Annotated in this window: 20 protein-coding genes and 1 tRNA gene; 3 read left to right on the top strand and 18 right to left on the bottom strand. The window is 74.3% G+C overall.

The window, feature by feature from the left end:
- Positions 1 to 104 precede the first annotated feature (104 nt).
- The 8 genes from CELGI_RS02945 to rsmI form a co-directional block, all read right to left on the bottom strand.
- Positions 105 to 1,058, bottom strand: a complete 954-nt coding sequence (locus CELGI_RS02945) for a TatD family hydrolase (protein ID WP_013882624.1) — start codon at positions 1,056 to 1,058, stop codon at positions 105 to 107.
- Positions 1,058 to 2,842, bottom strand: coding sequence for a methionine--tRNA ligase (metG, locus tag CELGI_RS02940; protein ID WP_013882623.1), 1,785 nt, complete (start codon positions 2,840 to 2,842; stop codon positions 1,058 to 1,060). The genes CELGI_RS02945 and metG overlap by 1 nt, the downstream gene beginning before the upstream one ends.
- Before the next feature lie 74 nt (positions 2,843 to 2,916).
- Positions 2,917 to 3,759: a hypothetical protein gene (locus tag CELGI_RS02935; RefSeq protein ID WP_013882622.1), complete on the bottom strand. Its 843-nt coding sequence runs from the start codon at positions 3,757 to 3,759 to the stop codon at positions 2,917 to 2,919.
- Positions 3,756 to 4,085, bottom strand: coding sequence for a hypothetical protein (locus CELGI_RS02930; RefSeq protein WP_013882621.1), 330 nt, complete (start codon positions 4,083 to 4,085; stop codon positions 3,756 to 3,758). The genes CELGI_RS02935 and CELGI_RS02930 overlap by 4 nt, the downstream gene beginning before the upstream one ends.
- A 110-nt stretch (positions 4,086 to 4,195) precedes the next feature.
- The gene (locus CELGI_RS02925) at positions 4,196 to 5,392 is read right to left on the bottom strand and encodes a PQQ-dependent sugar dehydrogenase (protein WP_013882620.1); all 1,197 of its coding nucleotides are present in this window, start codon (positions 5,390 to 5,392) and stop codon (positions 4,196 to 4,198) included.
- 2 nt (positions 5,393 to 5,394) lie between these two features.
- A complete protein-coding gene (locus CELGI_RS02920) occupies positions 5,395 to 6,006 on the bottom strand; it encodes an isochorismatase family protein (protein WP_013882619.1) in 612 nt (203 codons plus the stop codon).
- A 90-nt stretch (positions 6,007 to 6,096) separates the two neighbouring features.
- Positions 6,097 to 7,866: an ABC transporter ATP-binding protein gene (locus CELGI_RS02915; RefSeq protein ID WP_013882618.1), complete on the bottom strand. Its 1,770-nt coding sequence runs from the start codon at positions 7,864 to 7,866 to the stop codon at positions 6,097 to 6,099.
- A 61-nt stretch (positions 7,867 to 7,927) separates the two neighbouring features.
- Positions 7,928 to 8,776, bottom strand: a complete 849-nt coding sequence (gene rsmI, locus CELGI_RS02910; protein WP_013882617.1) for a 16S rRNA (cytidine(1402)-2'-O)-methyltransferase — start codon at positions 8,774 to 8,776, stop codon at positions 7,928 to 7,930.
- A gap of 141 nt (positions 8,777 to 8,917) precedes the next feature.
- Here rsmI and CELGI_RS02905 point away from each other — a divergent pair, with 141 nt between their 5' ends.
- Positions 8,918 to 10,729: a dolichyl-phosphate-mannose--protein mannosyltransferase gene (locus CELGI_RS02905; RefSeq protein ID WP_013882616.1), complete on the top strand. Its 1,812-nt coding sequence runs from the start codon at positions 8,918 to 8,920 to the stop codon at positions 10,727 to 10,729.
- Here CELGI_RS02905 and CELGI_RS02900 read toward each other — a convergent pair.
- The 8 genes from CELGI_RS02900 to galU form a co-directional block, all read right to left on the bottom strand.
- Positions 10,713 to 12,206, bottom strand: coding sequence for a beta-N-acetylhexosaminidase (locus tag CELGI_RS02900; protein WP_013882615.1), 1,494 nt, complete (start codon positions 12,204 to 12,206; stop codon positions 10,713 to 10,715). The genes CELGI_RS02905 and CELGI_RS02900 overlap by 17 nt on opposite strands.
- Before the next feature lie 60 nt (positions 12,207 to 12,266).
- Positions 12,267 to 13,265 carry a bile acid:sodium symporter family protein gene (locus CELGI_RS02895; RefSeq protein WP_013882614.1) on the bottom strand — a complete coding sequence of 333 codons (999 nt, stop codon included), beginning with the start codon at positions 13,263 to 13,265 and terminating at the stop codon, positions 12,267 to 12,269.
- Between the two features lie 113 nt (positions 13,266 to 13,378).
- Positions 13,379 to 17,440, bottom strand: coding sequence for an Ig-like domain repeat protein (locus CELGI_RS02890; protein WP_013882613.1), 4,062 nt, complete (start codon positions 17,438 to 17,440; stop codon positions 13,379 to 13,381).
- 233 nt (positions 17,441 to 17,673) lie between these two features.
- Positions 17,674 to 17,746, bottom strand: a tRNA-Ala gene (locus CELGI_RS02885).
- Positions 17,747 to 17,820: 74 nt separating this feature from the next.
- Complete coding sequence (locus CELGI_RS02880; RefSeq protein WP_013882612.1) at positions 17,821 to 18,801, bottom strand: hypothetical protein; 981 nt, start codon at positions 18,799 to 18,801, stop codon at positions 17,821 to 17,823.
- Between the two features lie 73 nt (positions 18,802 to 18,874).
- Entirely contained in the window at positions 18,875 to 19,486 is a 612-nt protein-coding gene (locus CELGI_RS02875; RefSeq protein WP_013882611.1) for a GNAT family N-acetyltransferase, read from the bottom strand.
- Positions 19,486 to 20,721, bottom strand: a complete 1,236-nt coding sequence (locus tag CELGI_RS02870; RefSeq protein ID WP_013882610.1) for a molybdopterin molybdotransferase MoeA — start codon at positions 20,719 to 20,721, stop codon at positions 19,486 to 19,488. Before CELGI_RS02870 ends, CELGI_RS02875 begins: the two co-directional genes overlap by 1 nt.
- Before the next feature lie 72 nt (positions 20,722 to 20,793).
- Positions 20,794 to 21,687, bottom strand: a complete 894-nt coding sequence (gene galU / locus CELGI_RS02865; protein WP_013882609.1) for a UTP--glucose-1-phosphate uridylyltransferase GalU — start codon at positions 21,685 to 21,687, stop codon at positions 20,794 to 20,796.
- A gap of 150 nt (positions 21,688 to 21,837) precedes the next feature.
- On the opposite strand from galU, the gene CELGI_RS02860 reads away from it, so the two are divergent.
- Entirely contained in the window at positions 21,838 to 22,473 is a 636-nt protein-coding gene (locus CELGI_RS02860; RefSeq protein ID WP_013882608.1) for a 5-formyltetrahydrofolate cyclo-ligase, read from the top strand.
- Positions 22,474 to 22,481: 8 nt separating this feature from the next.
- Here CELGI_RS02860 and CELGI_RS02855 read toward each other — a convergent pair whose 3' ends face one another.
- Positions 22,482 to 25,046, bottom strand: coding sequence for a penicillin acylase family protein (locus tag CELGI_RS02855; protein WP_013882607.1), 2,565 nt, complete (start codon positions 25,044 to 25,046; stop codon positions 22,482 to 22,484).
- 136 nt (positions 25,047 to 25,182) lie between these two features.
- Between CELGI_RS02855 and CELGI_RS02850 the strand changes: the two genes are divergently transcribed.
- Positions 25,183 to 25,530, top strand: a complete 348-nt coding sequence (locus CELGI_RS02850; protein WP_013882606.1) for an FmdB family zinc ribbon protein — start codon at positions 25,183 to 25,185, stop codon at positions 25,528 to 25,530.
- A 102-nt stretch (positions 25,531 to 25,632) separates the two neighbouring features.
- On the opposite strand, the gene mscL is transcribed toward CELGI_RS02850, so the two are convergent.
- Positions 25,633 to 26,187, bottom strand: a complete 555-nt coding sequence (gene mscL / locus CELGI_RS02845) for a large conductance mechanosensitive channel protein MscL (protein ID WP_013882605.1) — start codon at positions 26,185 to 26,187, stop codon at positions 25,633 to 25,635.
- Positions 26,188 to 26,196 lie beyond the last annotated feature (9 nt).

Here is a 26,196-nt window from a genome sequence, read left to right as displayed (position 1 = left end):
CCGACCGTAACCGATCCGTGATCGGCAGTGGTAGCCCGCGACGTGAGCCCGGGAGCACGCGCTCACCCCGCGAACGGCGTGTCGCGCGGCGTGTCGGGCCCGCCTCACTCCCAGGAGCCGTAGACCGCCTCGGCCGTGCGCGCGAGCACGGTGCACAGCTCCGCCAGGTCGGCCCCGCGTGCGGCCGCGAGCGCACGCACGGTGCCCGGCAGGAGGTACGGCGCGTTGGGCCGGCCCCGCAACGGGTGCACGGTCAGGTACGGCGCATCCGTCTCCACCAGGAGCAGCTCGGCCGGCAGGAGCCGCGCCGCGGCGCGCAGGTGGGTGTTGCTCGGGAATGACACCGGGCCCGCGAACGAGCAGTACCAGCCGTGCTCGGCCGCGACCGACGCGAGCGCCTCGTCGCCCGAGAAGCAGTGGAACACCGTGCGCTCGGGTGCACCGTCGCGCAGCAGCACGTCCACCACCTCGTCGTGCGCGTCGCGGTCGTGGATCTGCAGCGCCAGGCCCAGCTCCTTGGCGAGCGCGACGTGCGCCCGGAACGCCTCGCGCTGCACCTTCCTGCCCCGTGGCCCCGCGCGGAAGTGGTCCAGCCCCGTCTCGCCGATGGCCCGGATCCGCGGGTTGCCGCGGGCCGTGGTCGCCACCAGCGCGAGCGCGTCGTCGAGGGGCATCGTGTGCCAGGGCTGCGGGTCGGGGTCCAGGCCGTCGGGCGCGACCTCGAGGACCCCCGCGTGCAGCACCGCCTCGTTGGGGTGGATCGCCACGGCGCCCAGCAGCGCGCCGTGCGCGCGCACCGCGGTGTCCGTCCAGCGCACCGCCTCGACGTCGCAGCCGACCTGCACCATGCGCGGCACCCCGACCTCGGCCGCGCGGGCCAGGTGCGCGTCCAGCCCCGGCGGCTCGTCGGCGCCGGGCGCGGTCGCGTCGCTCGCCGGACCGCGCCAGCCGTCCGCGCGCCACCCCACCACGGTGTCCAGGTGCGTGTGGTTGTCCACCACGGGCACCGGGAGCGGCTCGGGCGGGGCGGGCCAGCCGCGCTCGCGCGTGCGGGCCATCAGCGCGTCCGGTAGCGCTCGAGCTCCTCCTCCACGATGGAGTCGTCGAGCTTGGTGAACACCGGCGTCGGCTTGGCCACCGGCGTGCCCGGCACCAGGGTGCTCGTGGCCCATGCGGGGACGTCGCGATAGTCGCCCGTGATCACGGGGTAGGTGCGCGTGGCGTCGTCGAGGTCCGTGACCTCCTCGAGCCGCGGCTGCGGCGCGAACACGCCCGCGCCGCCGAGCGTCTCGTGGACCTTCTGCGCGGAGTGCGGCAGGAACGGCGCGAGCAGCGTGTTCGCGTCGCTGACCACCTGAGCCGCGGTGTTGAGGACCGTGCCCAGACGCTCGCGGTCCGCGCCCAGCTTCCACGGCTCGGTCTCCGAGACGTAGCGGTTGGCCTCCTGCACCACGCGCATCGCCTCGCCGATCGCCGCCTTGTGCCGGTGCGTCCCGACCAGGTCGCCCACGGTGGTGAACGCCGCACGGGACTGGTCGAGGATCGCGCGGTCGACCTCGAGCAGCGGACCCGCCGCGGGGATCTCCCCGAAGTTCTTGTGGATCATGCTCGCGGTCCGGTTCACCAGGTTGCCCCAGCCCGCCACGAGCTCGTCGTTGGTGCGGCGCAGGAAGTCCGCCCACGTGAAGTCGGCGTCCTGGTTCTCCGGGCCCGCCACCGCGATGAAGTAGCGCAGCGCGTCCGGCTGGTAGCGGGCCAGCATGTCCCGCACGTAGATCACGATGCCGCGCGACGACGCGAACTTGCGCCCCTCCATGGTGAGGAACTCGCTGCTGACCACCTCGGTGGGCAGCTGCAGGTTGCCGTACGGGCCCGGCGCGCCGCCACGGCTGCCCTTGCCGTCGTACGCGAGCAGCTCCGCGGGCCAGATCTGCGAGTGGAACGTGATGTTGTCCTTGCCCATGAAGTAGTAGGACAACGCGTCGGGGTCGTTCCACCACTGCCGCCACGCGTCGTCGTCGCCCGAGCGCCGCGCCCACTCGATCGACGCCGAGAGGTAGCCGATCACCGCGTCGAACCACACGTACAGGCGCTTGTTCGGGTTGGACTCCCAGCCCTCGAGCGGGACCGGGATCCCCCAGTCGATGTCCCGCGTCATGGCCCGGGGACGCATGTCGTCGATCAGGTTGAGGCTGAAGTTCAGGACGTTGGGACGCCAGTCCTTGCGCGTGCGCAGCCACGCGTCGAGGGCCTGCGCGAACGCGGGCAGGTCCAGGAAGAAGTGCGTGGACTCCACGAACTTCGGCTTCTCGCCGTTGATCCGGCTGCGCGGGTTGACCAGGTCGATCGGGTCCAGCTGGTTGCCGCAGTTGTCGCACTGGTCGCCACGTGCGCCGTCGTACCCGCAGATCGGGCACGTGCCCTCGATGTAGCGGTCCGGCAGCGTGCGGCCCGTGCTCGGGCTGATGGCGCCCATGGTCGTCTTCTCGACCATGTAGCCGTTGGCGTGCACCGTGCGGAACATCTCCTGCACCACCGCGTAGTGGTTGCGCGTGGTGGTGCGCGTGAACAGGTCGTACGTCAGGCCCAGCGCGGTGAGGTCCTCTGCGATGACGCGGTTGTAGGTGTCCGCGAGCGCCTGCGGCGTCGTGCCCTGCTTCTCCGCCTCGACCAGGATCGGCGTCCCGTGCTCGTCGGTGCCCGAGACCATCAGCACGTCGTGCCCCGCCATGCGCATGTAGCGGGAGAACACGTCCGAGGGGACGCCGAAGCCGGCGACGTGACCGATGTGGCGGGGGCCGTTCGCGTAGGGCCACGCGACGGCCGACAGGATGCGGGACATGCGCCCGATCCTAGGTGAGCAGGCGCGCGGCCGGTCGGGGCATCTCGCCCGCGGCCGGTCCGCGCGCCGGCCCGTCAGCCGTCCGCCGTGCGCGGCGCAGCGGGCGACGTCACGGTGGCGAACAGGCCCGCGCGGTCCACCACGGGCGCGGCCGCGTGTGCGAGCCGCGCGCGCGTGGCCATCTCCGTCAGCTGGACCACGCCGTCGTGCATCAGCCGGTCGTGCCGCGTCAGCAGCTTCGCGAGGTCGGCGATCGTGTCGAGCGCACCCGCGACCCGGGGGCCGAGGCTGCCCGCGAGCCGCGCGACCCGCCGGATCACGTCGAGCACCACCTTCGGCAGGAGCGCACCGCCGCTCGCGAGCGTCCAGCCGCCGGCCGAGATCACCATCGCGACGACCTCGCTGATCGCCTCGCGGATCAGGTCGTGCACCACCTGGACGATCGTGGCGCACTGCTCCACCGCCTGGGCGACCACGGTGCACAGCACCGCGACCGCGTTCCCGTGCGCGTACAGGCCCGCCGCGTGCACCCGGTAGCGCAGCGCGTGCGGCCCGATCATGCCCGCCATGTCCCGGTCGACGTCACGCCAGTAGTCCTCGATCGTCGCGTCCACGCCCGCACCGAGCGCGGCCCACTCGTCCGCGAGCGCCCTGACCCGGTCCGGGTGGCCCGTGAAGTCGTCGAACCAGTCGCACAGTGGGTGCAGGTTCTCCAGCAGGAAGCCCACGCCGTGCTTCACCAGCTCGCCGAGCGGGTCGATCATCGCGGACACGCCCGTCGCGACCGCGCCCAGCCCGTCCACGGACGCCGCGATCCAGTCACCCTGCTGCACGTCGGCGGCGAACGCCGCGGCGTAGCCCGGCAGCCCGGTGCCGGTCCAGGTCTCGCTGAACGGGGTGTCCACTCCCAGGCTCATCGGGTCAGCCCCTCGACCAGCGCCCGGCCACGCTCCAGCGTCGTGACGACGGCGTCCTCCACGTGCTGGTACGCCGCGGTGGACACCGCGATCCCCGCGGCCGTCGCCTCGAGCGCTATCGCCAGCGACGTGATCGCCCGCGTGCACGCCTCCTGGCTCACCGCGAACCCGAGCGCCAACGGCGTCATGACCACGCCGAAGGCGTCCGGACCCGCGCGCTCGACCATGGACCGACCTGCCAGCCCGGCCATCCGGTCGGCGTGCCCCGCGACGTGCCTCGCGTGCTCCTGCAGCCGTCCGACGTCGACGCCGATCTCGATCCCCATGACGCTCCCCCTCCCGCGCCGCGCCGGGTCGTCGGCGCCGCTGGCGGGACGGTAGCCGGGGAGCGACGAAGCGCGTCGAGGGGCCTGTGGACGACCGTGCGGCGCAAGCGTCAGCGCACGGTCAGCCGGACCAGCCGGTCGTCGCCCGCGCGCGGCCTGCCGCGCCCGTCGGTGTTGTTGGTCAGCACCAGGAGGTCGCCGTCGCCCAGAACCGCCACAGCCCGCAGCCGGCCCAGCTCACCGGTCAGCAGCGCATGCGGCTCCCCCACGCCGTCGGCGTCCGCCCCGCCCGCGGCCAGCAGCGGCAGCCGCCAGAGCCGCTCGCCGCGCAGCCCGGCCACGTAGACACCCTCGGCGGTCACCGCGAGCCCGCTCGGCGACGCGTCCGACGTCGCCCACACCGCCACCGGGTCGACGAACCCGCCGTCCGCGCCGCCCATGCCCTCCACCAGCGGCCAGCCGTAGTTCGCGCCCGGCCGGATCACGTTGACCTCGTCCCACGTGCTCTGACCGAACTCGGCGGCGAACATCCGGCCGTCGGGAGCCCAGCCGATGCCCTGCACGTTGCGGTGCCCGAGGCTCCACACGGGCGAGCCGGGGAACGGGTTGCCGTCGGCGGGTCGACCGTCCGCGGTGATCCGCAGGATCTTGCCGCCCAGGTCGTCGACGTCCTGCGACCGCGAGGTCCGGCCCGCGTCGCCCGTGGTGACGTACAGGTAGCCGTCGGGGCCCACGGCCAGCCGCCCGCCGTCGTGGTGGTCGGCCGCGGGGATGCCGGTGAGCACGGGATGCAGCGCGGACAGCGTGGTCCCGTCGAGCGTGCCGCGCAGCACGCGGTTGTCCTGCGCGGTCGTCGCGTACAGCACCACGTCGAGCGGCCCGTCGTGCGCGCCGTCGTCACCCAGGACCGCGACGCCGAGCAGCCCGCCCTCGCCCCGGTGCACCACCTGCTCGGCGAGCTGCGCCGCGCCGGGTCCGGTCACGTCCAGCACCCGTCCGTCGGGCCGCACGACGACGAGCCGCGCGTCGTCGCGCGACGTGACCAGCACGCGGCCGTCCGCGAGCGCGGCCAGACCCCACGGTGCGCGCAGCCCGGTCGCGACGTCGCTGCCGTCGACCACGTCGACGGTGGCGGGCCCCGACGGGCCTGCGCCGGCCGACGGCTCGGGCCCAGCACCCGACGGGGCAGGTGACGGCGTGACCCGAGGTCCGGTCGGTCCGACCTCGGGCGTGCCCGAGCAACCCGCCACGAGCACGGCGAGCACGGCCACCACACCGATCGCCGCGAGGCCGCGCGGCGTGCGCACCGTCAGCGCCCCTGCGCCGGACCCGGGTCGTCGCCGAACGCGTCCGCGCTGGAGACGAGCGCCGCGCCCGCCGCGGCCAGCTCCTCGCGCGCGGCGGCCCCCTGCTCGGGGGTGACCGGGACCGTGAGGTCCGTCAGCACCCGCGTCGCGAGCCCCAGCCCGAGCGCGTCGAGCGCGGTCGCGCGCACGCAGTGCGACTCGGCGATGCCGACGACGTCCACGTCGGTCACCTCGCGCTCGCGCAGGATCGTCGCGAGCGCACGGCCCTCGCCGTCGACGCCCTCGAAGCCCGAGTACGCCGCCGCGAACTCGCCCTTCTTGACGCTCACGTCGGGTCCCAGCTCGCTGAGCGCCGGGTGCAGCTCGGCCTCGGCGGTCCCGGCGACGCCGTGGGGCGGCCAGGTGTCCACGAAGTCGGGCAGCTCGCTGAAGTGGCCGCCGGGGTCCACGTGCCAGTCCTGCGTGGTCACCACCAGGTCGTACCGGTCCCGGTGGGCCGCGGCGTGCCGCGCGATGCGTTCGGCCACGGCGTTGCCGCCCGGTACGGGCAGCGCGCCGCCCTCGCAGAACGTCGGCTGCACGTCCACGACCAGCAGCGCCCGGCGTCCACCCATGTCGCACCCCTTCGTCGGCGTCCTTCGAGGGGCACCAGGGTCGCACCCCGGAACCGGGTCCGCGCGCCGCGGGCCGCGCACCCGCGCGCGTCAGCCGGCAGCGGGTGCGGCGCCCAGCTGGTGCAGCGCGGCGTACGCGCCACCGGCCGCCACGAGCTCGTCGTGCCCGCCCGTCTCGACCACGCGCCCGTCGCGCATGACGACGATGCGGTCGGCGCCGCGGATGGTGGACAGCCGGTGCGCGACGACGAACGTGGTCCGGCCGCGCATGAGCCGCGCGAGCGCCTCCTGGACCAGTCGCTCGGACGCGGTGTCGAGCGCGGACGTCGCCTCGTCCAGCACCAGGATCCGCGGGTCGCGGACCAGGGCCCGCGCGATCGCGAGGCGCTGCCGCTGACCGCCGGACAGGCGGGCACCGCGCTCGCCGATCACGGCGTCCAGGCCGCCCATCGCCTCGACGAACTCGAGCGCGTTGGCGTCCCGCAGCGCGTCCGTCACCGCACGGTCGCCGAGCTCGGGCGAGCCGTAGGTGACGTTGTCCCGCACCGACCCCTCGAACAGCAGCGACTCCTGCGGCACCACGGCCAGGTGGCGGCGGTAGGAGCGCAGGTCCAGCTCCGTCATGGGGCGGCCGTCCAGCAGCAGACGGCCGGACGTGGGGGTCAGGAAGCCGATGACCAGGTTGAGCACCGTGGACTTGCCCGAGCCGGACGGACCGACGAGCGCGATGGTCTCGCCCGGGCGCACGTGCAGCGACAGGCCGTCGACCGCGGCCTCGTCGGGCGCGTCGTCGTACGCGAAGCGCACGTCCTGCAGCTCGACCTCGCCGCGGACCTCCGCCACGAGCGCCTTGCCCTGGTTGCGCTCGACGTCCGGGTCCGTGAGGACCTCACCGATCGACCGGACGGACTCCAGGCCCTTGGCGATGATCGGCGTCAGGGACATGAGCGCGGTCACGGCACCCGTGAGCGCCACGAAGTACGCGGACAGCATGGTCACGTCGCCCGCACTCATGCCGAACCGCCCGGTCCACGCGATCCACGCGGCACCCACGAGCGTGGCCACCGAGAGCAGCTGCATGAGGATCCAGGACAGCGAGCCGAACCAGCCGTTGGTGACGTCCAGCCGGATGCCCGCGTTGCGCACGCCCACGAGCGTGGCGTCCATGCGGTCCAGCTCGTCCCGCTCCAGGCCGTGCGCGCGCGTGATGGGGATGAGGTGCGTCATCTCCGAGACGCGCGCGGACATGTGCTCGACCTCGGCGCGGAACGCCGCGTTGCGCGCGGACATGCGCCGGCGCATCGCGACGACGAGCAGCGCACCCGCGGGGACCGCGACGAGGTACACGGGCAGGAACTGCGGCACGCGTACCGCGGTGATGACGATCGCGCCGGCGAGCGTGGTGACCGCGGCCATGCCCGAGTCGAACGCCTGCCGCGTGCTCTCGACGACGTTCTCCACGTCCCGCACGATCTTGGCCTGCAGCACGCCCGCGCTCACGCGCCGGTGGAAGCCGATCGAGAGCTCCTGCAGGCGCTGCGCGAGCGACATCCGCAGGCCGGTCTCCACGGTGCGGACCGCGCGGGACAGCATGCGCGTGTACACCTGGTGCAGCGGCAGGTTCTGCAGGATGAGCACGGCCATCACGGCCGCGTTGATCCACAGCTGCGTCAGCGGGCGGTGGTCGACGACGACGTCGATGACGTTGGCCGTGAGCAGCGGCAGGACCCAGATGGGCGAGTGCTTGAGCGTGAACGCGAGCGCCGCGACCACGAGCCGCCCGCGCTGACCGCGGAACAGCCGCGCGAGCGTGCGCACGGGCCGGTCCCGCAGGTACAGGTCCTGAACGCCGTCGCCCATCCCCCGACCGTAACGATTCGACCCCGGGAGTTCCAGAGGTGTCCGCGGCGGCCGTCCTGCCTCAGGAGCGCGGGGGCAGCGCGGCCTCGTACAGCACGCGCGTGGGGATGCCCGCGTGCGCGGCGACGGTCCGCGCGGCGTCCTTGAGCCGCTCGCCCGCATCCACGCGCGCGCGCACCTGCGCGACGAGCGCGGGCACGTCGTCGGCCGCGGCCGCACGCGTCGCCCCCGCCACGACGACGACGATCTCTCCGCGCACCTCCCCCTGCGCCCACGCCACGAGCTCGTCGAGCGTGCCGCGCCGCACCTCCTCGTACGTCTTGGTCAGCTCGCGGCACACCGCCGCGGGCCGGTCCCCGCCGAACGCCTGCGCCATCGCCGCGAGCAGCGCGCCCACGCGGTGCGGCGCCTCGAAGAACACCATGGTCCGGCGCTCGTCGGCCAGGTCCGCGAGCGCCCGCGCGCGCTCGCCGGGCTTGCGGGGCGGGAAGCCCTCGAAGCAGAACCGGTCCGTGGGCAGGCCGGACAGCGCGAGCGCGGTGAGCACCGCACTGGGGCCCGGCGCCGCGGTCACGGGCAGCCCGGCGGCCACCGCCGCGGTCACCACGCGGAAGCCGGGGTCGGACACCGCGGGCATGCCCGCGTCGGTCACCACGACCACCGTCCCGCCGGACGCGACCACGCCCAGCAGGTCGTCGGCGCGGGACGCCTCGTTGTGCTCGTGATGGCTCACCACGCGCCCGCGCACCTCGACGCCCAGGCGGGCCGCGAGCGACCGCAGCCGCCGCGTGTCCTCGGCCGCGACCACGTCCGCGGTCGCCAGGAGCTCGCGCAGCCGGGCCGAGGCGTCCTCGACGTTCCCGATCGGCGTCGCCGCCAGCACCAGCCGCCCGCCCTCGCTCCGCTCCACGCCCCCACCCTGCCATCCGGCCGACCCCCCGGCGGACCGCGCGGGCCGCGTGACGGCCCGTGGGACCGCGTGGGCGGCCGACGTGCAGCGCCGCGACGGGTGCCCGGAATGGCGGGAGATGCCGCAGGTCGCGCCCGTAGCATGTCCGGCGTGCCGACGACGCCCGAGGACGCCCCCGACCACGTGACGCCGGACCCTGCCCGCGCGGAGGCGGGCCGCACGGGCACAGGCACGGAGCCCGCGCAGCCGAACCCGTGGTCGCCGGTGAGCGCCGGCACGGCACCCTCGGCCGTCACCCAGGAGCCGGGCGGAGACCCGCACCAGGGCGCCGCGTCGAGCGAGCCGCCCGCACCGCCGTCCCCGCCCACGCGCGACGAGCTGCTCGAGCGGCTGCTGGGCCGCGCGACGCTGCTGCTCGACGCGACCCGCCGCGACCGGCTCACCGGCTGGGCGTGGACGCTGGGCGTCACGGTCTTCGCGGGCATCCTGCGGTTCTGGCACCTCGGCCGCCCCGACACGCTCGTCTTCGACGAGACGTACTACGTCAAGGACGGCTGGTCGCTGGTCCAGCGTGGCTACGAGGCGGACTGGGGCGAGAACCCCAACCCGGCGTTCGAGGCGGGCGACGACTCGGCGCTCGGCACGAACGCGTCCTACGTGGTCCACCCGCAGGTCGGCAAGTGGTTGATCGGCCTGGGGATGCGCCTGTCCGGGGGCATGGAGCACGCGTGGGGCTGGCGCCTGACCGTCGCGCTGCTCGGGACGCTCAGCGTGCTGCTCATGGTGCGCATCGCACGGCGCCTGTTCGCGTCGACCGCGTGGGGCGTCGTCGCGGGGCTGCTGCTCGCGGTGGACGGCATGGCGATCGCCATGTCCCGCACGTCGTTGCTGGACCCGATCCTCATGTTCTTCCTGCTCGCCGCGTTCGGGGCCCTCCTGCTGGACCGCGAGCAGGCGCGGCGGCGCCTCGCGGAGCGCACCGCCGCCGTGCTCGCGGACGGCAAGGTGCCCCTCGGCCGGGGCCCCGACCTGGGCTTCCGGTGGTGGCGGCTGGCCGCCGGGGTCCTGCTCGGGCTCGCGCTGGGCACCAAGTGGTCGGCGCTGTACTTCCTGGCGGTGTTCGGCCTGCTCTCGGTGGCGTGGGACGCGACCGCGCGCCGCACCGTGGGTGCGCGGCTGTGGGCGTGGGCGGCGCTCGTCAAGGACGGGCTGCTCGCCGCGGTCGTCATGGTGGGCAGCACGCTGCTGGTCTACGTCGCGTCCTGGTGGTCCTGGTTCGCCCACCCGCAGTCGTGGGGCCGGCAGTGGGGCGCGGAGCACCCGGACGAGGGCATCACGTTCCTGCCCGACTCGCTGCGCTCGTTCGTCGAGTACCACCGGCAGATGTGGGAGTTCCACACCGGCCTGTCCTCGCCGCACACGTACCAGGCCGACTGGTTCGGCTGGATCGTGCAGTGGCGCCCCACGTCGTTCTTCTGGGACGCGGACCTGTCGGCGCTGTCCGGTGCGGACGCGCGGGCCGCGTGCGGTGCGGACAAGTGCGCGCAGGCCGTCCTCGCGGTCGGCAACCCGGTGCTGTGGTGGGCCGCCGCCGCATCCGTCCTGGTGGCCGTGTTCTGGCTGGTGCGGTACTTCGACTGGCGCGCGGGTGCGGTCGTGTCCGGCCTGGTCGCGGGCTGGCTGCCGTGGATGGCGTACGCGGACCGCACGGTCTTCACGTTCTACGCGATCGCGTTCACGCCGTGGATGGTCCTCACGCTCGTGTACGTGCTGGTGCTGATCGTCGGGCCGCCCTCGATGCCCGAGGGCTCACGGCGGGGCGCGATCATCGGCGTCGGGGTGTTCCTGGGTGCGCTGGTCGCGGTCAGCGTGTTCTTCTACCCGATCTGGAGCGCCTGGCCGGTGCCGTACGACTTCTGGCACCAGCACATGTGGCTCAAGACCTGGATCTGACCGACCCGGGCCAGTCCACCTGACGCGTGGCGTGCCACCGGAAGCCCACGCGGTCCCAGAACGGCCCGTGCGCGGCCACACGCTCGCGGAAGTCCGCCCAGTCGCGCACCTCGGGCGGGGTCCAGGCCACCTCCGCGACAGCGGCGAGCCGCGGCAGGAGCATCGACGTGAGCTCGTCGAGGTCGCGGATGGTCTCGGTCCACACCGCGGCCTCGACGCCCAGCACCGCCTCGGGCGGGACGCCCTCGATCAGCGTGGTCGGCTCCCAGTCGTAGGCGTCGCGCAGGTCGATGTGGCCCGCCCACTCCAGGCCCAGCTCGGTGTGCTCGTCGTACTTCATGTCCAGGTACGCCTTGGAGCCCGGGGACATCAGCAGCAGCGCGCCGGCGCGTGCCGCTGCGACGAACGGCGCCGGGTCCGCACGCGTGTCCCAGTACTGCACGACCGTGCCCGGCTCGAGGGGCACCGTGGCGATCTCCTGCCACCCGACCACCTTCTTGCCCGCGGCGCGCACGGCTCCCGCGGCGAGGCCCACCAGGGTGGCGTACTCGTCGTGCGCCATGGTGAGGACCTCGTCACCGCCGATGTGCACGTACTCGCCCGGCGTCATCGCGGCCACGTCGGTGAACACGGCCTGCAGGAAGGGCGCGGTCGCGGGCAGGTCCGCGTGCAGGCGCGAGAAGCCCACCTCGATGCCGGTGTACTCGGGCGTCGGCACGCCGTCCGGGTTGAGCTCGCCGTACGCGTGGGTCGCCGCGTTGACGTGCCCGGGGACGTCGATCTCCGGAACGACGACGATGCCGCGCGCCGCCGCGTAGTGCACCAGGTCCGCGTAGTCGGACGGCGAGTAGTGCCCGCCGGGGCCGCCCCCGACCGCGGTCCCGGACGACGTGCGCGCCAGGTGCGGCCGGGACGGCACGTGCAGGCGCCAGCCCTGGTCGTCCGTGAGGTGCAGGTGCAGCACGTTGAGCTTGTAGTGCGCCATGAGCCCGACGACGACCTTGAGCGCGTCGAGGCCCAGGAAGTGCCGCGCGACGTCCACGGACAGGCCGCGCCACGCGAACCGCGGCGCGTCGTCGACGTGCACGCACGGCGCGCTCCAGCTGCCGTCGGCCGCCTCCGTCATCAGCTGCCGCAACGTCACGACCGCGTGGATCAGCCCCGCCGTGGACCGCGCGAGCAGGTCCACGCGCGTGCGCGCCACGTCCAGCCGGTACGCCTCGTCGCCGGGCAGCAGCTCGTCGTCGTCGCCCGCGAGGCGCAGCCGCACCACGTCGCGGGGCTCGGTGTCCTCGTCGCTGTACCGGACCTCGACGAGCCGCCCGGTCACCCGGCCGAGCAGGTCGGCCGCGAGCACGCCGGTCGCGATGAGATCGGGCCGCGGGTCCACGACGACGGTGGTCGCCTGACCCACCGTGAAGGCGCCGTCGGTCTGCCGGATGGACACGGGGCGAGGGACGAGTCCGAGGTCGGTCACGGTGCTCCCTGATCGAGCGGGCCGGGCCGGAAGGGGGTGGGCCTGGCGTCCCGCCGAACGCTACCCGAACCGCGCGAGCCGACGGGCGACGACCGCGCAGGTCGCGAGCTGGATCTGGTGGAACACGATCACGGGCAGCGCGACGCTGGCCGCCACCACGGGGGAGAACAGCACGGCCGCCATGGGCAGCCCCGTGGCCAGGCTCTTCTTCGAGCCGCACATGAGCAGCGCGATCCGGCTCGGGCGCGCGAGACCCAGCCGGCCGCCGCCCCACCACGTGAGGGCGAGCATCGCGGCGAGCAGCACCGCGCACACCACCGCGAGCACCGCGAGCGCCGCACCCGTGACGTGGTCCCAGGCCCCGGAGACCTGGGCCTCGCTCACGGACGTGTACGCCACCAGCAGGATCGTCGCGCGGTCCGTGACGCGCGTGAGGCCGCCGTGCGTGCGCAGCCAGTGCCCCAGGCGGCGCTGCGCGAGCTGGCCGACGACGAACGGCAGGAGGATCTGGAACAGGATCCCCGTGACCGCGCCCGCGTCGAGGCCTCCCGTGGTCGCGCCCAGCAGCAGCGCCACCATGAGCGGCGTGAGGACGACGCCCAGCACGTTCGAGACGGTGGCCCCGGTGATCGCCCCCGCGACGTCACCGCGCGCGACCGACGTGAACACCACGGACGACTGCACCGTCGAGGGCAGCAGCGCCAGGTACAGCAGACCGGTGCGGAGCTCGGGGGCGAGCACCGCGTCGGGCAGCAGCTGGACCAGCAGCCCGAGCACCGGGAAGGCCACGTAGGTCGCGGTGAGCATCGCACCCTGCAGGCGCCAGCTGCGCAGGCCCGCGAGCACCTCGTGCGTCGGCATGCGCGCGCCGTACAGGAAGAACAGCAGCGCGATCGCGCCCGTGCGCACGTGCTCGAGCACGTCCGCGGCCGCACCGTCGGCGGGCCACCACAGGCCCAGCAGCAGCACCGCGACGATCATCGCGACCAACGGGTCCACCCAGCCCCTGACGCGGGTCCACCACGTGCGCTCCGGGGCGGGGGTGGACGGGCCGGGCACTCGCCCATCCTCGCACCCGCGCGTCGACCTCCCGCACGACGAGACCCCGCACGGCTGGTCGTCAGCCGTGCGGGGTCCCGGGTCACGACCCGAGGGCCGTCACCTCGTCGCGGTCACCGCGTGATCGTGATCGCGGCCGTCCCGGTGCTCGCGGCGAGCGCACCGGTGCTGGAGAGCACCGCCTTCACGTCGAGCCCGCCCACCGCCTTGCCCTTGACCGAGACCGTGACGGTGCCACCCGCGCCGACCGTGGCGGTGCGGACCAGCGCCCACGCGCCCGAGCCCTGCCGGGTGTAGACGCGCACCGTGCCACCCGCGGTCGAGGCCGTCGGCCGGACCGTGACGGTCACCGGGATCGCGGCGCCGAGCTTCGCGCGGGCCGGCGCCTTGACCGTGGTGGTCGTGACCTTCTTGGCGACGCGGACCGCGTCGGACGCGGACGTCGACGCCGCGTACGTGCCGTCGCCCGCGTAGCGCGCCCGCACGGACAGCCCGGTCGCGGTGGCCGGTGCCGTCACGGAGAACGCGGCGGTGCCGCTGCCCCGCAGGGCCACGGTGCTCGCCGTGGTCCACGCGCCCGTGCCCTTCTTGACCTGCACCGTGACGGTGCCGGTCGGTGCGGTGCCCGCGGTCGCGCCGCTGACCGTGACCGTCCCGGAGACCTTGCCCCCCACGGTCACGGAACCCGGCACGCTCACCGTGGCGACGGTGGCGCGCTGGGCCACCGTGACCTCGGCGGTCACCGTGCCGCTCGCGGCGACCTGGGCGGTGCCGTCGAACGTCGCCGCGAGCGTGTAGGTGCCCGGTGCGAGCGTCGCCGGGAGCGCGAAGGTCGCGGAGCCGCCGGCGAGCACGAGCTGCTTCGTCGTCCCGCCGTAGACCAGCGTCACCGTGTCCGTGCCGGAGCCGCCCACCTGCACGGACCCGCTGACGGGCGCGCCGTACTCGGTGGCCGCGGCGTCGAGCGTGAGCGCGATCGTCGAGGCGCCCTTGACCAGCAGGAACGTCACCACCTCGGACGTCGAGCCCGCGGCGGTACCCGTGGCCCCGAACGACGCGCCGACCGCGTGCTCACCGGCCGCGAAGCCGCCGGGCAGCGTGAGCGTCGCCACGCCGTCCACGACCTGCGACGTGCCCAGGACCGTGGCGCCGTCGTGGAACGTGACCTCACCCGCGGTGTCGGCACCCGTGACCGTGGCGGTCAGCGTGACGGGCTCACCGATCGCCGGGAGCGCGGGGGCCAGGGCGAGCTCGGTGCTCGTCGGTGCGAGCACGGTGACCGTGCCCCGAGCCGTGCGACCCGTGCCCGCGGCGACCGCGGTCAGGGTCTGCTCGCCCAGCGTGGCTCCCGCCGGGACGACGAGCTCGGCGCTCACGGAGCCGTCCGCGGCGGAGACGGCCGAGCCGAGGCTCACGCCGTCGAGCGAGAACGCGACGGACTCGAACGCACGGAACCCGCTGCCGGTGACGGTCACGGTCCCGCCGGGTGCCACGGGCGCGGAGCCCGCGTCGAGCGTGCCGGCCGTGGGTGCGACCTCGACGCACGGGTCACCCTGCTCACCCACCGGAGCGATCGGCTGCGCCGAGCCCGTGGTGCCGTCGTCCTCGCGGACGACGAGCTGCGCGAACGCGCTCGAGCCCATGACGGCGCCGCTCGTGTTGGTCACCGAGATCTTGTAGGCCGTGGACGCCGACGCGCTCGCCGCGACGTCGCCGTACGTGGCGACCGGCACAGTGGTGCACGTCTGCCCGGGGGCGAACGTGATCTTCTTCATGGCCAGCGCGGCCTTCGAGGTCGCCGTGGTGCCGCCCGCGACCGTGACGTACGCCGTCACCGGCGCGGCTGCCGCACGGGACAGCGTGACCGGCACGAGCGCCTCGCCCGGTCCCACGCCCTCCTCGACCCGGACGAACCCGGTGCCGACCGCGACCTCGGGCTGCGCGTCGGCCGTGCCGACCGCCGGGGTCTCGAACGCGAGGTCGGACAGGTACGCACCGCCCGTGACCAGGCCGTCGATCCCGACGGCCGCGGTCAGCCGCACCTCACGCAGGTCCGTGACATCCACGCCCGTGATGTCGGCGACGGGCAGCTTGACCTGCTGCAGCACGATCTTGCCGAGCGTCGTCGGGTTCTGCGTGCTCTGTGGCAGGCGCACCAGCGCGTTCGGGTTGAGCGCGGAGACCGGCGTCGAGAACGTCGCACCCACGCGGTCGACGACCGTCAGGGTCAGGTCCGTGCCCTGGCCGTAGGCCACGGACTCGTCCGGGGCCACCTTGATCGAGAGGTTCTCCCACGCGGAGGCGTCCCGCAGCGTGCGCGGGATCGTCATGCGCAGCTCACCCGTGCCCGACGTCCACAGCATGCGGTTCATCGGGCTCGCCGGGACGTTGGCGCCGTTGCTCGCCGGGGTCCAGTGCGGGACCTGGGCGGACGCGAGCGTCGTCGAGCAGAACGGGAGCGTCGCGGGCAGCGTGCGCCCGGACAGGCTCGCGCACAGCGTGGCGGTCGCGGTGCCGTAGGTCCGCACCGACGAGCCCGGCTCGGTGAACGTCTCGATGTCACCGCGGGAACCGGCCGGCTGGGTGGCGCTCACGCGGATGTCCGCGTCGGCCGTCGAGTCGACCTTGGCGTTGGACCCGTCGAACATCGGCAGGAACTCGTCCTCGCCGCCGACGGTCAGGCGGAACCAGCCCGCCAGCAGCGCGGTGCCCACGTCGTACTGCTCGTCGGCCGTCAGGCGGATCGACGTGTCGACCGCCGCACCCTGCGTGCCGCACACCGAGTCGGTCGCGCGCGCCGACGTGGTGCTCGTGCCGGACCAGTCGTCGGACACCGACAGCGGGTACTTCCCCGGCGTCCAGACGGTGTTGAAGAAGTTGTGGTTCGCGCCCATGACCCACACGTCGGAGCGCAGCACGTCGTCGTCGAACGCGTACCGCGCGTCGTCGTTCATGTGCTGGCCCTGCTGGTTGGAGACGTCGCCGTCGCAGTACGGCAGCAGCACCATCGAGGGGATGCTCGGCACAGTCATGCGGCCGAAGTCGACCGGCGCGAGGGGCAGGATCGACGCGATCTCGAACGGGTCCGCGAGCTGGGCGTTGAGCGTGGCCGCGGCCGTGACGCCCTCACCGCCGCGCGAGTGGCCCATGAGGCCGATCGAGGAGAAGTCGAGGCGTCCGACCAGGTCGGCCGGGGTGATGTCGACGATCTCCGGGTCCAGGCCCGCGGCCGGGAGCGCGCCGTTGCCGGACATCGCGTCCGCGAGCGTGACGTCCGTGTCCGTCTGCGCGTCGTGCAGCGTCGTCGACACCCCCGCGTTGGCGTCGCGGAAGATCGCGAGCGTGTCGAGGATCAGGCGACCGCGCGCCTGCGCACCCTGGTCGAGCGCGAGCTCGTTGTCGTTGGAGTTGACCGCGTTCGCCGCGATCGAGATGACCGCGTACCCGTTGCTCGCGAGCGCCTCGGCCGCGCCGTCGTAGCCCGCGTAGCTCGGGATGTTCGTCTGCGTGGCTCCGCAGGGCCAGCGCAGCGGGTTGGCGCCCGGACCGTTGCACGACGTGTGCCGGCCGTGCAGGAACAGCACCACCGGGCGCGCACCGCCCGTGGTCGGCAGGTAGACCTTGCCCTCGACCTCGCCGCGGATCCCCCCGATCCCGGCGAGCGCGATGGCCTGGTTGCCGAACGAGTACAGCGACTTGGTGTACGCGTAGTCGCCGTGCACAGAGGGGTCGGGCGTGCCCTCGGGCGCGTTCTCGAGCAGCAGCTCGGGCTCGGGCGCCGGCTCGACGTCCGTGACCGTGGCACCCGTGGTGCCGGCCTGGCTGAACCAGCCCGCCCGCACCGAGGACGCGGTGGCGACCGCCGGGTCGTCGGTCAGCACGGTGAGCCGCCGCCCGGAGGAGGACTCCTGCGCGAGCCCGACGACCGCGCCGTCGACGACGAGCGTCGGGGCGTCGTCACGGATCGGCAGCGGCTGCGCGAGGTCGAGGACCACGCGGTACGTGCCGCCGAGGTCCGTGACGGTCCAGGTGTCGCCCGCGGCGACCACGCCGTCGGTGCGGGTGTCCGTCGCGCTCGCGGCCGTGGCTGCCGAGGCGACGGTGGTGAGGGTTCCGGTGGTGAGGGCCACGGCGAGTGCCAGGGCCGTGAAGCGCGAGCGTGGGGAGAGTCGCACGTCGTTCCTTCGTGTCGGGGACGCGTGCCGGTGGGGTCGCGGCACGCGAACTCGACGCTAGATCCGTGCGCGCACGGGGGATGTGCGTCGCGTTTCGTGCGTGTGAAACCGGTCCCGTGCGTGTGATCAGCGCGTGAACAGCCCATCGGCAACCGGCACGAACCGGACCGCCGGCGCTGGGCGCGGGCGGAGACGACGAAGGCCCGACCGGATCCCGGTCGGGCCTTCTGCGGTGGAGCTGAGGGGATTCGAACCCCTGACCTTCTCATTGCGAACGAGACGCGCTACCAACTGCGCCACAGCCCCTTGAAGCGGGAACAGACTAGCCCACGTGAGGCGCTCCGCGGAAATCGGCGCCGTCGCGCCGGGTCCGCCCGCCGCTACTGGCCCGAGGCGCGCCGCCGCGCGAGCACCGCGTCCAGGTCGATCGAGCCGGTCGTGGCGGGTGCGGTGACCTCGGCGGCGACCGTCGCGGGGCGCGCGGTCGACTCCGGCGCGGCCGGTGCCGCCGCGGTCGAGCCCTCGAGGTTCGTCAGCGGCACGGGCTCGCGACGCGGCGCCTCGGCCTTCATCGCGTACGTGGGACGCGGCACGGGAACGGGCGACCAGCCGGCGCCGTCCTCGACGGACACGCGCGCGATCGCCTGCGTCATGGTGTCCGACGCCCGGACCGCGTGCCCCGTGACCGCGGCGCGCGGCACCGCGGCCGTCGCACCGGTCACGGCGCGCGCCGCACGCACGCGCGCGGCCTGCGCGTCGGCACTCGCCTTCGCCATCCGCGCGTCGAACGCCTCGTCGGCCGCGCGTCCCGCGATCACGGCACGGCGGCCCAGCCCGACGACGAGCGTGAGCAGCGCGGCAGGCACGGCGGGCACCACCCACGTGATCGCGGGGACCACCACGGCCAGCAGCAGGCCGACGGCGGTGAGCGCCACGAGCCCGCCGGCGAGCAGCCCGCGGCGGCGTGCGGCAGCGCTGCGGCGGGCGAGCAGTGCGGCGTGCGCGGCACGTGCCGCGGCGGTGCGTCGCGCGACCTCGGCGGTCACGCGGTCGTGCTGCGCTGTCGGTCGGTCCACGGTCCTGCCTCCTGTCGCGGTGCGCGTCGTCACGTGCACCCCTCTGCCGGGGGTCAGCAGCCCCGACGTGCCGGCGGGCTTGCAGTCGAGCCCGTTCCCGGCGACCTGCGCCCGGGGCGCCCGCCCCGGCTGGTCGCTGACCGCGACCACACGCAGGTGGTCGGAGAACCGGTCGTCGACCCGGGAGTCCACCAGCTGCTGCCGGTGCCGCAGCAGGTGCGGCACCAGGTATGCCACCCACAGTCCGACGAGCGCGAGCGCCACCGGCCCTGCGAGATCCTTCACGGACCGACGGTAGGCCGCGCGGGGACCGGCCCCGGGCAAGCCTGCGGCGTGTCGCCCGACGAGGGACGCGGAGTCATGGCATGGGCGGCGCGGGATGCCGCGCGCGGTACCGGTGCAGCACGCCTTCCGGGACCTCCTCCGCGGTGAGCGCGAACGTCCGGTGGTCGCACCACTGCCCCTGGATGTGCAGGAACCGCTCGCGCACTCCCTCGTCGCGCAGGCCCAGCTTGTCCACGACGCGCAGCGAGGGGCCGTTCTCCGGCCGGATGTTGATCTCCACGCGGTGCAGGCCGAGCGCGACGAAGCAGTGGTCGATCGTCAGGGCCACCGCGGTCGGCATGATGCCGCGACCCGCGACGTGGTGGGACAGCCAGTAGCCGATCGAGGCCGAGCGCAGCGAGCCGTACGTGATCGAGGAGACGGTCACCTGCCCGACGAGCTCGCCCTGGTGGTCCAGCGCGAACGGCAGGCTCACGCCCGACCGGGCCTGCGCGGACAGCATCCGCACGAACGAGCCGAAGGACGGCCGCGGACCGTCCACCGGCACAGGGCTCGTGGCGTCCCACGGCTCGAGCCACGTGGTGTTCATCGCGCGCAGCGCGAGCCACGCCGCGCCGTCCCGGCGGCGCAACGGTCGCAGCCGCACCGGGCCGTCGGTCAGGACGGCCGGCCATCCCTGCGCCATCAGCCCTCCAGCACCAGGCAGTGCACGGTCTGCCCCGCGTGCACCACGGTGTCCTGCTCCCCGACGACCGCGAGGGCGTTGGCATGCGCGAGCGCGCTCACCGTCGGCGCGCCCGGGTCACCCAGCGGCGTCACGCGGTAGCCCTCGTCGGGGGTGCCGAGGACCGTCGCGGGCACGAACTGCCGGAGCCCCACGGGTGCGGCCCAGCCGTGCGACGCGCGCGCCGCGACGCTCGGCCGGTACAGCTCGGTGTGACCGGCCATCGCCCGCAGCGCGGGCCGCACGAACACCTCGAACGACACCTGCGCGGCGACCGGGTCCCCCTGCAGCGCGAACAGCGGGACCGCGCGGTCCTCGCCCCGCTCGCCCCCGACCTTGCCGAACCCGTGGCGGAACCCCGGCGTCATCGCCACGTGGTCCAGCCGGACCGTGCCGAGCGTCGCGAGCACGTCCTTCACGGTGTCCCCCGCGAGCTCGGACAGCCCGCCGGTCACCACGACGAGGTCCGCACGGACCAGCTGGTCCTCGAGCGCCTCGCGCAGCACGTGCCGGTCGTCGGGCAGGATCCCCACGCGCACGGGCGTCGCACCCGCGTCACGCACCGCCGCGTCGAGCGCGTGGCCGTCGGCCTCGAACACCGCACCCTGTGCGGGCCGCGACGAGCCCGGTTCGGCGAGCTCGTCGCCCACCGAGAGCAGCACCACGCGCGGTGTGGGGTGCACGTGCAGCCGGCCGAAGCCCAGCGCGGCCGCGAGCGCGATCTGCCGCGCGCCCAGGCGCGTGCCGGCTGCGAGCACCACCTCGCCCGCGTGCACGTCGGCGCCCGCGGGGCGCACGTGCTGCCCGGCGGCGGCCGGCCGCTGCATCGCGAACCGCACCGCACCGCGGTCGGTCTCCTCGAGCGGCACCACCGCGTCCGCACCCAGCGGGACCGGTGCGCCCGAGGCCACGCGCACCGCCTGGCCCGGCGCGAGCCGCAGCTCGGTGGCCGCACCCGCGCGCAGGTCGTGCGCGACGGGCAGCGTGAGCGTGCTGGCGTACCCCGCGCCCTCGGTCTCGAACGCCGCGACGGCGTAGCCGTCACGTGCGGCGACCGCCACCGCGGGCAGGTCCCGCGGTGCGACCAGGTCCCGCGCCAGGATGCAGCCCACCGCGTCGTGCAGCGCGACGTCCAGGGGCGCGACCGGCCCCACCGCCGCGAGCACGGCTCCCAGGTGGTCCTGCACCGATCTCATGCGCGCATTGTGCCGCGTACGGGGGCCGGCGTCCGCGACCGACAGACCGCGGGCCGGCCTCCCGTCACCCGGTCAGAGCCCTGCGGCGTAGTCCGTGAGCCACGCCTTGAAGTCCGGGCCGAGGTCCGGACGGTCCACCGCGATCTTCACCACGGCCTTGAGGTAGTCGAGCCGGTCGCCCGTGTCGTAGCGGCGGCCGCGGAAGACGACGCCCGTGACGCCGCCGCCCTGCTCGGCCGGCAGGTCCATGAGCGTCGCGAGCGCGTCGGTCAGCTGGATCTCGCCGCCGCGTCCGGGCGCCGTGCTCTCGAGCACCTCGAACACCGCGGGGTGCAGCACGTACCGGCCGATGATCGCCAGGTTGCTCGGCGCCTCGTCGACCGGGGGCTTCTCGACCAGGCCGGTGATACGGACCGTGTCCGCATCCTCACCGGGCAGCGCCTCCACGGCCGCGCAGCCGTACGCGGAGATCTGCTCGGGCGGGACCTCGAGCAGCGCGATGACCGAACCACCGACGCGCTCCTGCAGCGCGAGCATCGTGGTGAGCAGCTCGTCGCGCTCGTCGATCAGGTCGTCGCCCAGCAGCACCGCGAACGGCTCGTCGCCCACGTGGTGCTTGGCCTGCAGCACCGCGTGGCCCAGGCCCCGCGGCTGGCCCTGCCGCACGAAGTGCACGTGCGCCAGGTCCGTGGACTCGCGGACCTTAGCGAGCCGCTCGGTGTCGCCCTTGGCCTCCAGCGCGGCCTCGAGCTCGGGCACCGCGTCGAAGTGGTCGGCGAGCGTGCGCTTGGAACGGCCGGTGATCAGCAGCACGTCGTCCAGGCCGGCCGCGACGGCCTCCTCGACGACGTACTGGATGGCCGGCTTGTCGACGACGGGGAGCATCTCCTTGGGCGTCGACTTCGTGGCGGGCAGGAATCGCGTACCCAGTCCTGCGGCGGGGATGACTGCCTTGTGGATCGTCATGCGGGAACGCTAGCGGCGGGCGGAACGTCCCGCCCACCCGTGCGGGATGTGGCGTAGGTCTCTTCCCCGTGCCGTCGTCCGGCGTTCACCCGGGCTCCGCCCGGGCCGCACGGCCCGGGGTCCCACGGGATCGTCTGGGACACTGGAGCCATGAGCAGCGCTGCCGACTCGTCGACCCGTGCCTGGGCACCGGACCCCGAGGAGGTGAAGGAGCAGCTGCGCACCGCGATCCGCACGGCCCGCGCGCAGCGCTCGCCGCGGCTGCGCGACGAGGCGGCGATCGCGCTCGCGGACGTCGTCGCCCGCATCCCTCAGGTGCTCGACGCGTCGTGCGTGTCCGTCTACGCCTCGCGCCTGGGCGAGCCCGGCACCGGTGTGCTCCTGGAGCTCCTCGCGTCGCGCGGCGTCCGCATCCTGCTGCCCGTGCTGGGCGCCGGCCTGCAGCGCGACTGGGCGGTCTACGAGGGGCCCGAGGACCTGCGCGAGCGCGCGCCCGGCCGCCCGCCCGAGCCCGGTGGGCCCGCGCTCGGACCCGCCGCGCTCGCCGAGGCCGACGTGATCGTCACCCCCGCGCTCGCGGTGGACACCGCCGGCTCACGCCTGGGTCAGGGCGGCGGCTGGTACGACCGCGCGCTCGAGCACGCCCGGGCCGACGCGCTCGTCGTCGCGCTCGTCTTCCCCGAGGAGGTCTACGACGCGCAGACCCACCCGCTCCCCCACGAGCCGCACGACCGGCGGGTCGACGCGTACGCGACGCCCGCCGGCTGGGTCCCGCTGACGCACTGACGCGCCGGCTACGGCTCGAGCGTGAGCCGGTCGACCGCGTCGGCCGCCGTCGCCGCCGGGCTGAACGGCCACGGGAACGTCTCGCCCGCCGCCCACGGCCCGAACTGGTCGGTGTAGTGCGCGCTGCCGGGGTGCCCCGACGAGCCGGTGAACGTCACCCACGTCGAGGAGTCCAGGTCGCCCAGGTCCACGACCATGCGCATCGACGGCCCCGCGGTCACGCCGTACCCGGCCGACGCGTCCCACGCCGTCGCGTCCACGATCGAGGAGCCGCCACCCACCTCGATGGGCTCGGGGTTGACCAGCCGGCGCACCAGCCCCGGCACCGAGCTGCCGCCCAGCACCGGGTGCTCGGGCGCCGCGACGTGCAGCCTGCCCCAGCGCCAGTCCTCGGCGTCCCGGCCCAGCTGCTGCGTCAGCTCGCGGCGCGCCGTCACCATCGCGCGCGTCAGCACCTCGTCGCGCCCCTCGACCACACCCGGCGTCGAGCGGTCGTCCCACCACGGGGAGTCCGGGTCGTCGAGCAGCGAACGGACCACCTCGAGCCAGCGCGAACCGCCGTTCGGGCTGTCGCCGTCCGGCAGGTCGTCCGCGAACGCGAGCTCGAGCAGCGTCGACCACACCGCGGCGAAGTACGCGGCGGCGGCCGAGTCCTCCGAGGCCACGTGGTCCCACGTGCGCAGCAGCTCCTGGCCGTCGTCGTCGAACGTGTCGTCGATGTCCAGGCGCAGCAGCGCGGGCACCAGCACGTCCGCGTACGGGCTGCGCTCGTCGCCCTGCAGCGCGCTCACGTCCGCGGCCGTGACCTTCTCCCCCGCGACCACCTGGGCCTCGATCACGTCACGGATGCGCTGCGCGCGGTAGCCGTAGTCCCAGTCCTTCGTGAGGAACGGCCCCACACCCGCGGGCGTCACCGCCTGGTTCGCCGCGACCAGGAAGCCCTCGGCCGGGTCCTGCACGCGCGGCATCTCCTCGGGGTCCACGTACCCCTGCCAGTCGTACGCGGGGTCCCAGCCCGGGCGCGGCCACGTGCCGTCGGACGGCACGTCGCCGCTCACCCGGTTGCGCAGCGGCACACGGCCCGGTGCCTGGTAGCCGATGTGGCCGTCCGTCGTCGCGAACACGATGTTCTGCGACGGGACGTCGAACAGCCGGCCCACGCGTGCGATGTCGTCGGCGTCGCGTGCGGTGTCCATCGCCAGGACCGCGTCGGCGGTGCGCCCGGGGGCGAGCGCCGTCCACGCGAGCGCGACCACGTAGTCGCGCCCGAACGCGCCGTCCTCGACCGGCGCGTCGCCGACCGCGTCCACGTCCAGCACGTCGGAGACGATCGGTCCGTGCACGGTCTCGCGCACGTCCAGGTGGACGTCGTCACCGCCGTTGACCTTGATCACCTCCGTGCGCGTCGTGATCGGCGCCGTCTCGGTGCCGCGCATCGTCGCCTCACCCGTCGAGTCCACGCGCTCGAGGAAGAAGTCCGTGACGTCCGCACCCAGGTTCGTCAGGCCCCACGCGAGGTCCGCGTTGTGGCCGATCACCACGCCCGGGAACCCCGCGAACGAGAACCCGGACACGTCGTACGGGCACGCGTCGCTGACCGTGGCGCACCGCAGGCCCACCTGCGTCCAGATGCCCGGCGCGGAGATGCCCAGGTGCGGGTCGTTGGCCAGCAGCGGCTTGCCGCTCTCGGTCAGGTCGCCGCCGATCACCCACGAGTTGGAGCCGACGCCCTCGCCGTCCCCCATGAGGTGCGGCACGGCCTCGAGCGCCTCCTGCGCGCGGGCGACCGCCGCCTGCAGCGCGGAGTCGTCCAGGTCGGGCGCGGGCTGCGTCGCGATCGCGGGCGTCGCCGTCGTGAGGTCCTGCTCGGCCAGGATCGGGGCGTTGAGCGCCTGCGGGTACGGCGGGAACAGCTGGTCGACCTTCGCGACGTCCCGCACCGACGCGAACGCGCGCGCCCGGCCCAGCTCGTCGTCGTAGTTGCCCCGCAGGTCCCACGCCATCGCCTTGAGCCACGCGAGCGAGTCCACCGCGTCCCACGGCTCGGGCGCCTCGATCTGCACCTGCAGCCCCAGCACCGTGTACTCGACCGCGATCTGCGACGGCGCCTTGCCGTCCAGGTAGGCGTTGACGCCCGCCGCATACGCCTCGAGCGCCTCACGCGTCGCGGGCTCGAGGATCTCGAGCTCCTGCTGCGCGATGCGGTGCCACCCGAACGTGCGGATGACCTTGTCCGCGTCGAGCGCGTCCTCGTTCTCGCCCACGAGCTCCGAGAGCCGGCCCGCGACCACGTGCCGTCGGTAGTCCATCTCGAAGAACCGGTCCTGCGCGGCCACGTAGCCCTGCGCGCGGAACAGGTCCGCGGCGCTGTCCGCCGTGATCGTCGGGATGCCGCGTGCGTCACGCGTCACCGTGACCGGCGCCTGCAGCCCGGGCACGCGCAGCGTCCCCTCGACCTGCGGCAACGGCCGCCGGACGACGACGAACGCCGCGACCACCGTCGCGACGAGAGCGACGACGAGCACGATCGCGACGGAGAGCAGGGTCAGGCGGGCGGCACGGCTGCGGAGCACGCTTGCGAGGGTAGTGCCGTCGCAGGGAATCGGACGTGTGGGCGGGCCGTTATCCTTGGCACTCGGAACGGGTGAGTGCCAGCCCCCGCGGCCCGCGCACCCGCCCCGCCACGACCCGAAACCCGCAGGAGACCCGGTGCCCACCTACTCGTACGCGTGCACGCAGTGCGCCCACGCCTTCGACATCCACCAGTCGTTCTCCGACGAGTCCCTGAGCGTCTGCCCCGAGTGCGAGGGCCGGCTGCGCAAGGTGTTCTCGTCCGTGGGCGTCGTGTTCAAGGGCTCCGGCTTCTACCGGAACGACGCGCGCTCGGGGGCCAAGTCCTCGTCCGTGCCGGCCGCGCCGTCGGGCACCGGCTCGGCCGAGTCCTCGTCGACGCCGTCGACCGGCTCGTCGGACTCGGGGTCGACCGCCGCCTCGACGTCGCCGAGCACGCCGGCGCCCGCGACGCCCGCGCCCGCCAAGGCCGCGGCCTCGTCCTGACGAGGTCCGCCCGCCGCCGCGGCGCGCGCAGCGGGCCGACGCCCCGGACGCACGACGACCGCCCGGCTCACGTGGAGCGGGGCGGTCGTCGTGCGTCCGGCGTCAGACCGTGGGCGGCGGCGGGGCCGTCGGCCCGGCGGGCGGGATCGTCGACGGCGGGATGATCGTGGGCGGGTTCGTCGTGTCCGCCACGACCGCGGGCGTGGGCCGCGCGGCCAGCAGGTCACGGATCTCCTGCAGCAGCAGGATGTCCTCGGCCGGCGCAGCGGGCTCGGGCTCCTCGCCGCGCTTGCGCCGCGCCGCGAGCGCGTTCATCGGCATGATGATGAGGAAGTAGATCGCGGCGGCCGTCAGCAGGAACGTGATCACCGCGCTGAACACCAGGCCGACCCGGATGGGGTCCTTGCCGTCCGGACCGAACGCCCACATGTTCGTCATGTCCGGCGCGCCGAAGATCCAGCCGACCAACGGGTTGATGATCCCGTCGACGAACGACTTCACGACCGCGCCGAACGCGGCGCCGATGACCACGCCGACGGCGAGGTCCACGACGCTGCCGCGCGAGATGAACTCCTTGAAGCCCTGCAACACCTTGCCCATGCCGCGTGCGCCCGAGCCGAGCGCATTCGTGGCCGAGCCGACCGGGGACTGCGACACGTGGAACCT

The organism is Cellulomonas gilvus ATCC 13127, assembly GCF_000218545.1.
GTDB lineage: Bacteria > Actinomycetota > Actinomycetes > Actinomycetales > Cellulomonadaceae > Cellulomonas > Cellulomonas gilvus.
This window is presented reverse-complemented; position numbering and strand designations above follow the sequence as displayed.

What these genes read in the sequence shown, in the direction of transcription:
- CELGI_RS02945 (WP_013882624.1), bottom strand. Translation starts at nt 1,058, where the DNA reads ATGGCCCGCACGCGCGAGCGCGGCTGGCCCGCCCCGCCCGAGCCGCTC.
- metG (WP_013882623.1), bottom strand. Translation starts at nt 2,842, where the DNA reads ATGTCCCGCATCCTGTCGGCCGTCGCGTGGCCCTACGCGAACGGCCCC.
- CELGI_RS02935 (WP_013882622.1), bottom strand. Translation starts at nt 3,759, where the DNA reads ATGAGCCTGGGAGTGGACACCCCGTTCAGCGAGACCTGGACCGGCACC.
- CELGI_RS02930 (WP_013882621.1), bottom strand. Translation starts at nt 4,085, where the DNA reads ATGGGGATCGAGATCGGCGTCGACGTCGGACGGCTGCAGGAGCACGCG.
- CELGI_RS02920 (WP_013882619.1), bottom strand. Translation starts at nt 6,006, where the DNA reads ATGGGTGGACGCCGGGCGCTGCTGGTCGTGGACGTGCAGCCGACGTTC.
- CELGI_RS02915 (WP_013882618.1), bottom strand. Translation starts at nt 7,866, where the DNA reads ATGGGCGACGGCGTTCAGGACCTGTACCTGCGGGACCGGCCCGTGCGC.
- CELGI_RS02905 (WP_013882616.1), top strand. Translation starts at nt 8,918, where the DNA reads ATGTCCGGCGTGCCGACGACGCCCGAGGACGCCCCCGACCACGTGACG.
- CELGI_RS02875 (WP_013882611.1), bottom strand. Translation starts at nt 19,486, where the DNA reads ATGGCGCAGGGATGGCCGGCCGTCCTGACCGACGGCCCGGTGCGGCTG.
- CELGI_RS02870 (WP_013882610.1), bottom strand. Translation starts at nt 20,721, where the DNA reads ATGAGATCGGTGCAGGACCACCTGGGAGCCGTGCTCGCGGCGGTGGGG.
- galU (WP_013882609.1), bottom strand. Translation starts at nt 21,687, where the DNA reads ATGACGATCCACAAGGCAGTCATCCCCGCCGCAGGACTGGGTACGCGA.
- CELGI_RS02860 (WP_013882608.1), top strand. Translation starts at nt 21,838, where the DNA reads ATGAGCAGCGCTGCCGACTCGTCGACCCGTGCCTGGGCACCGGACCCC.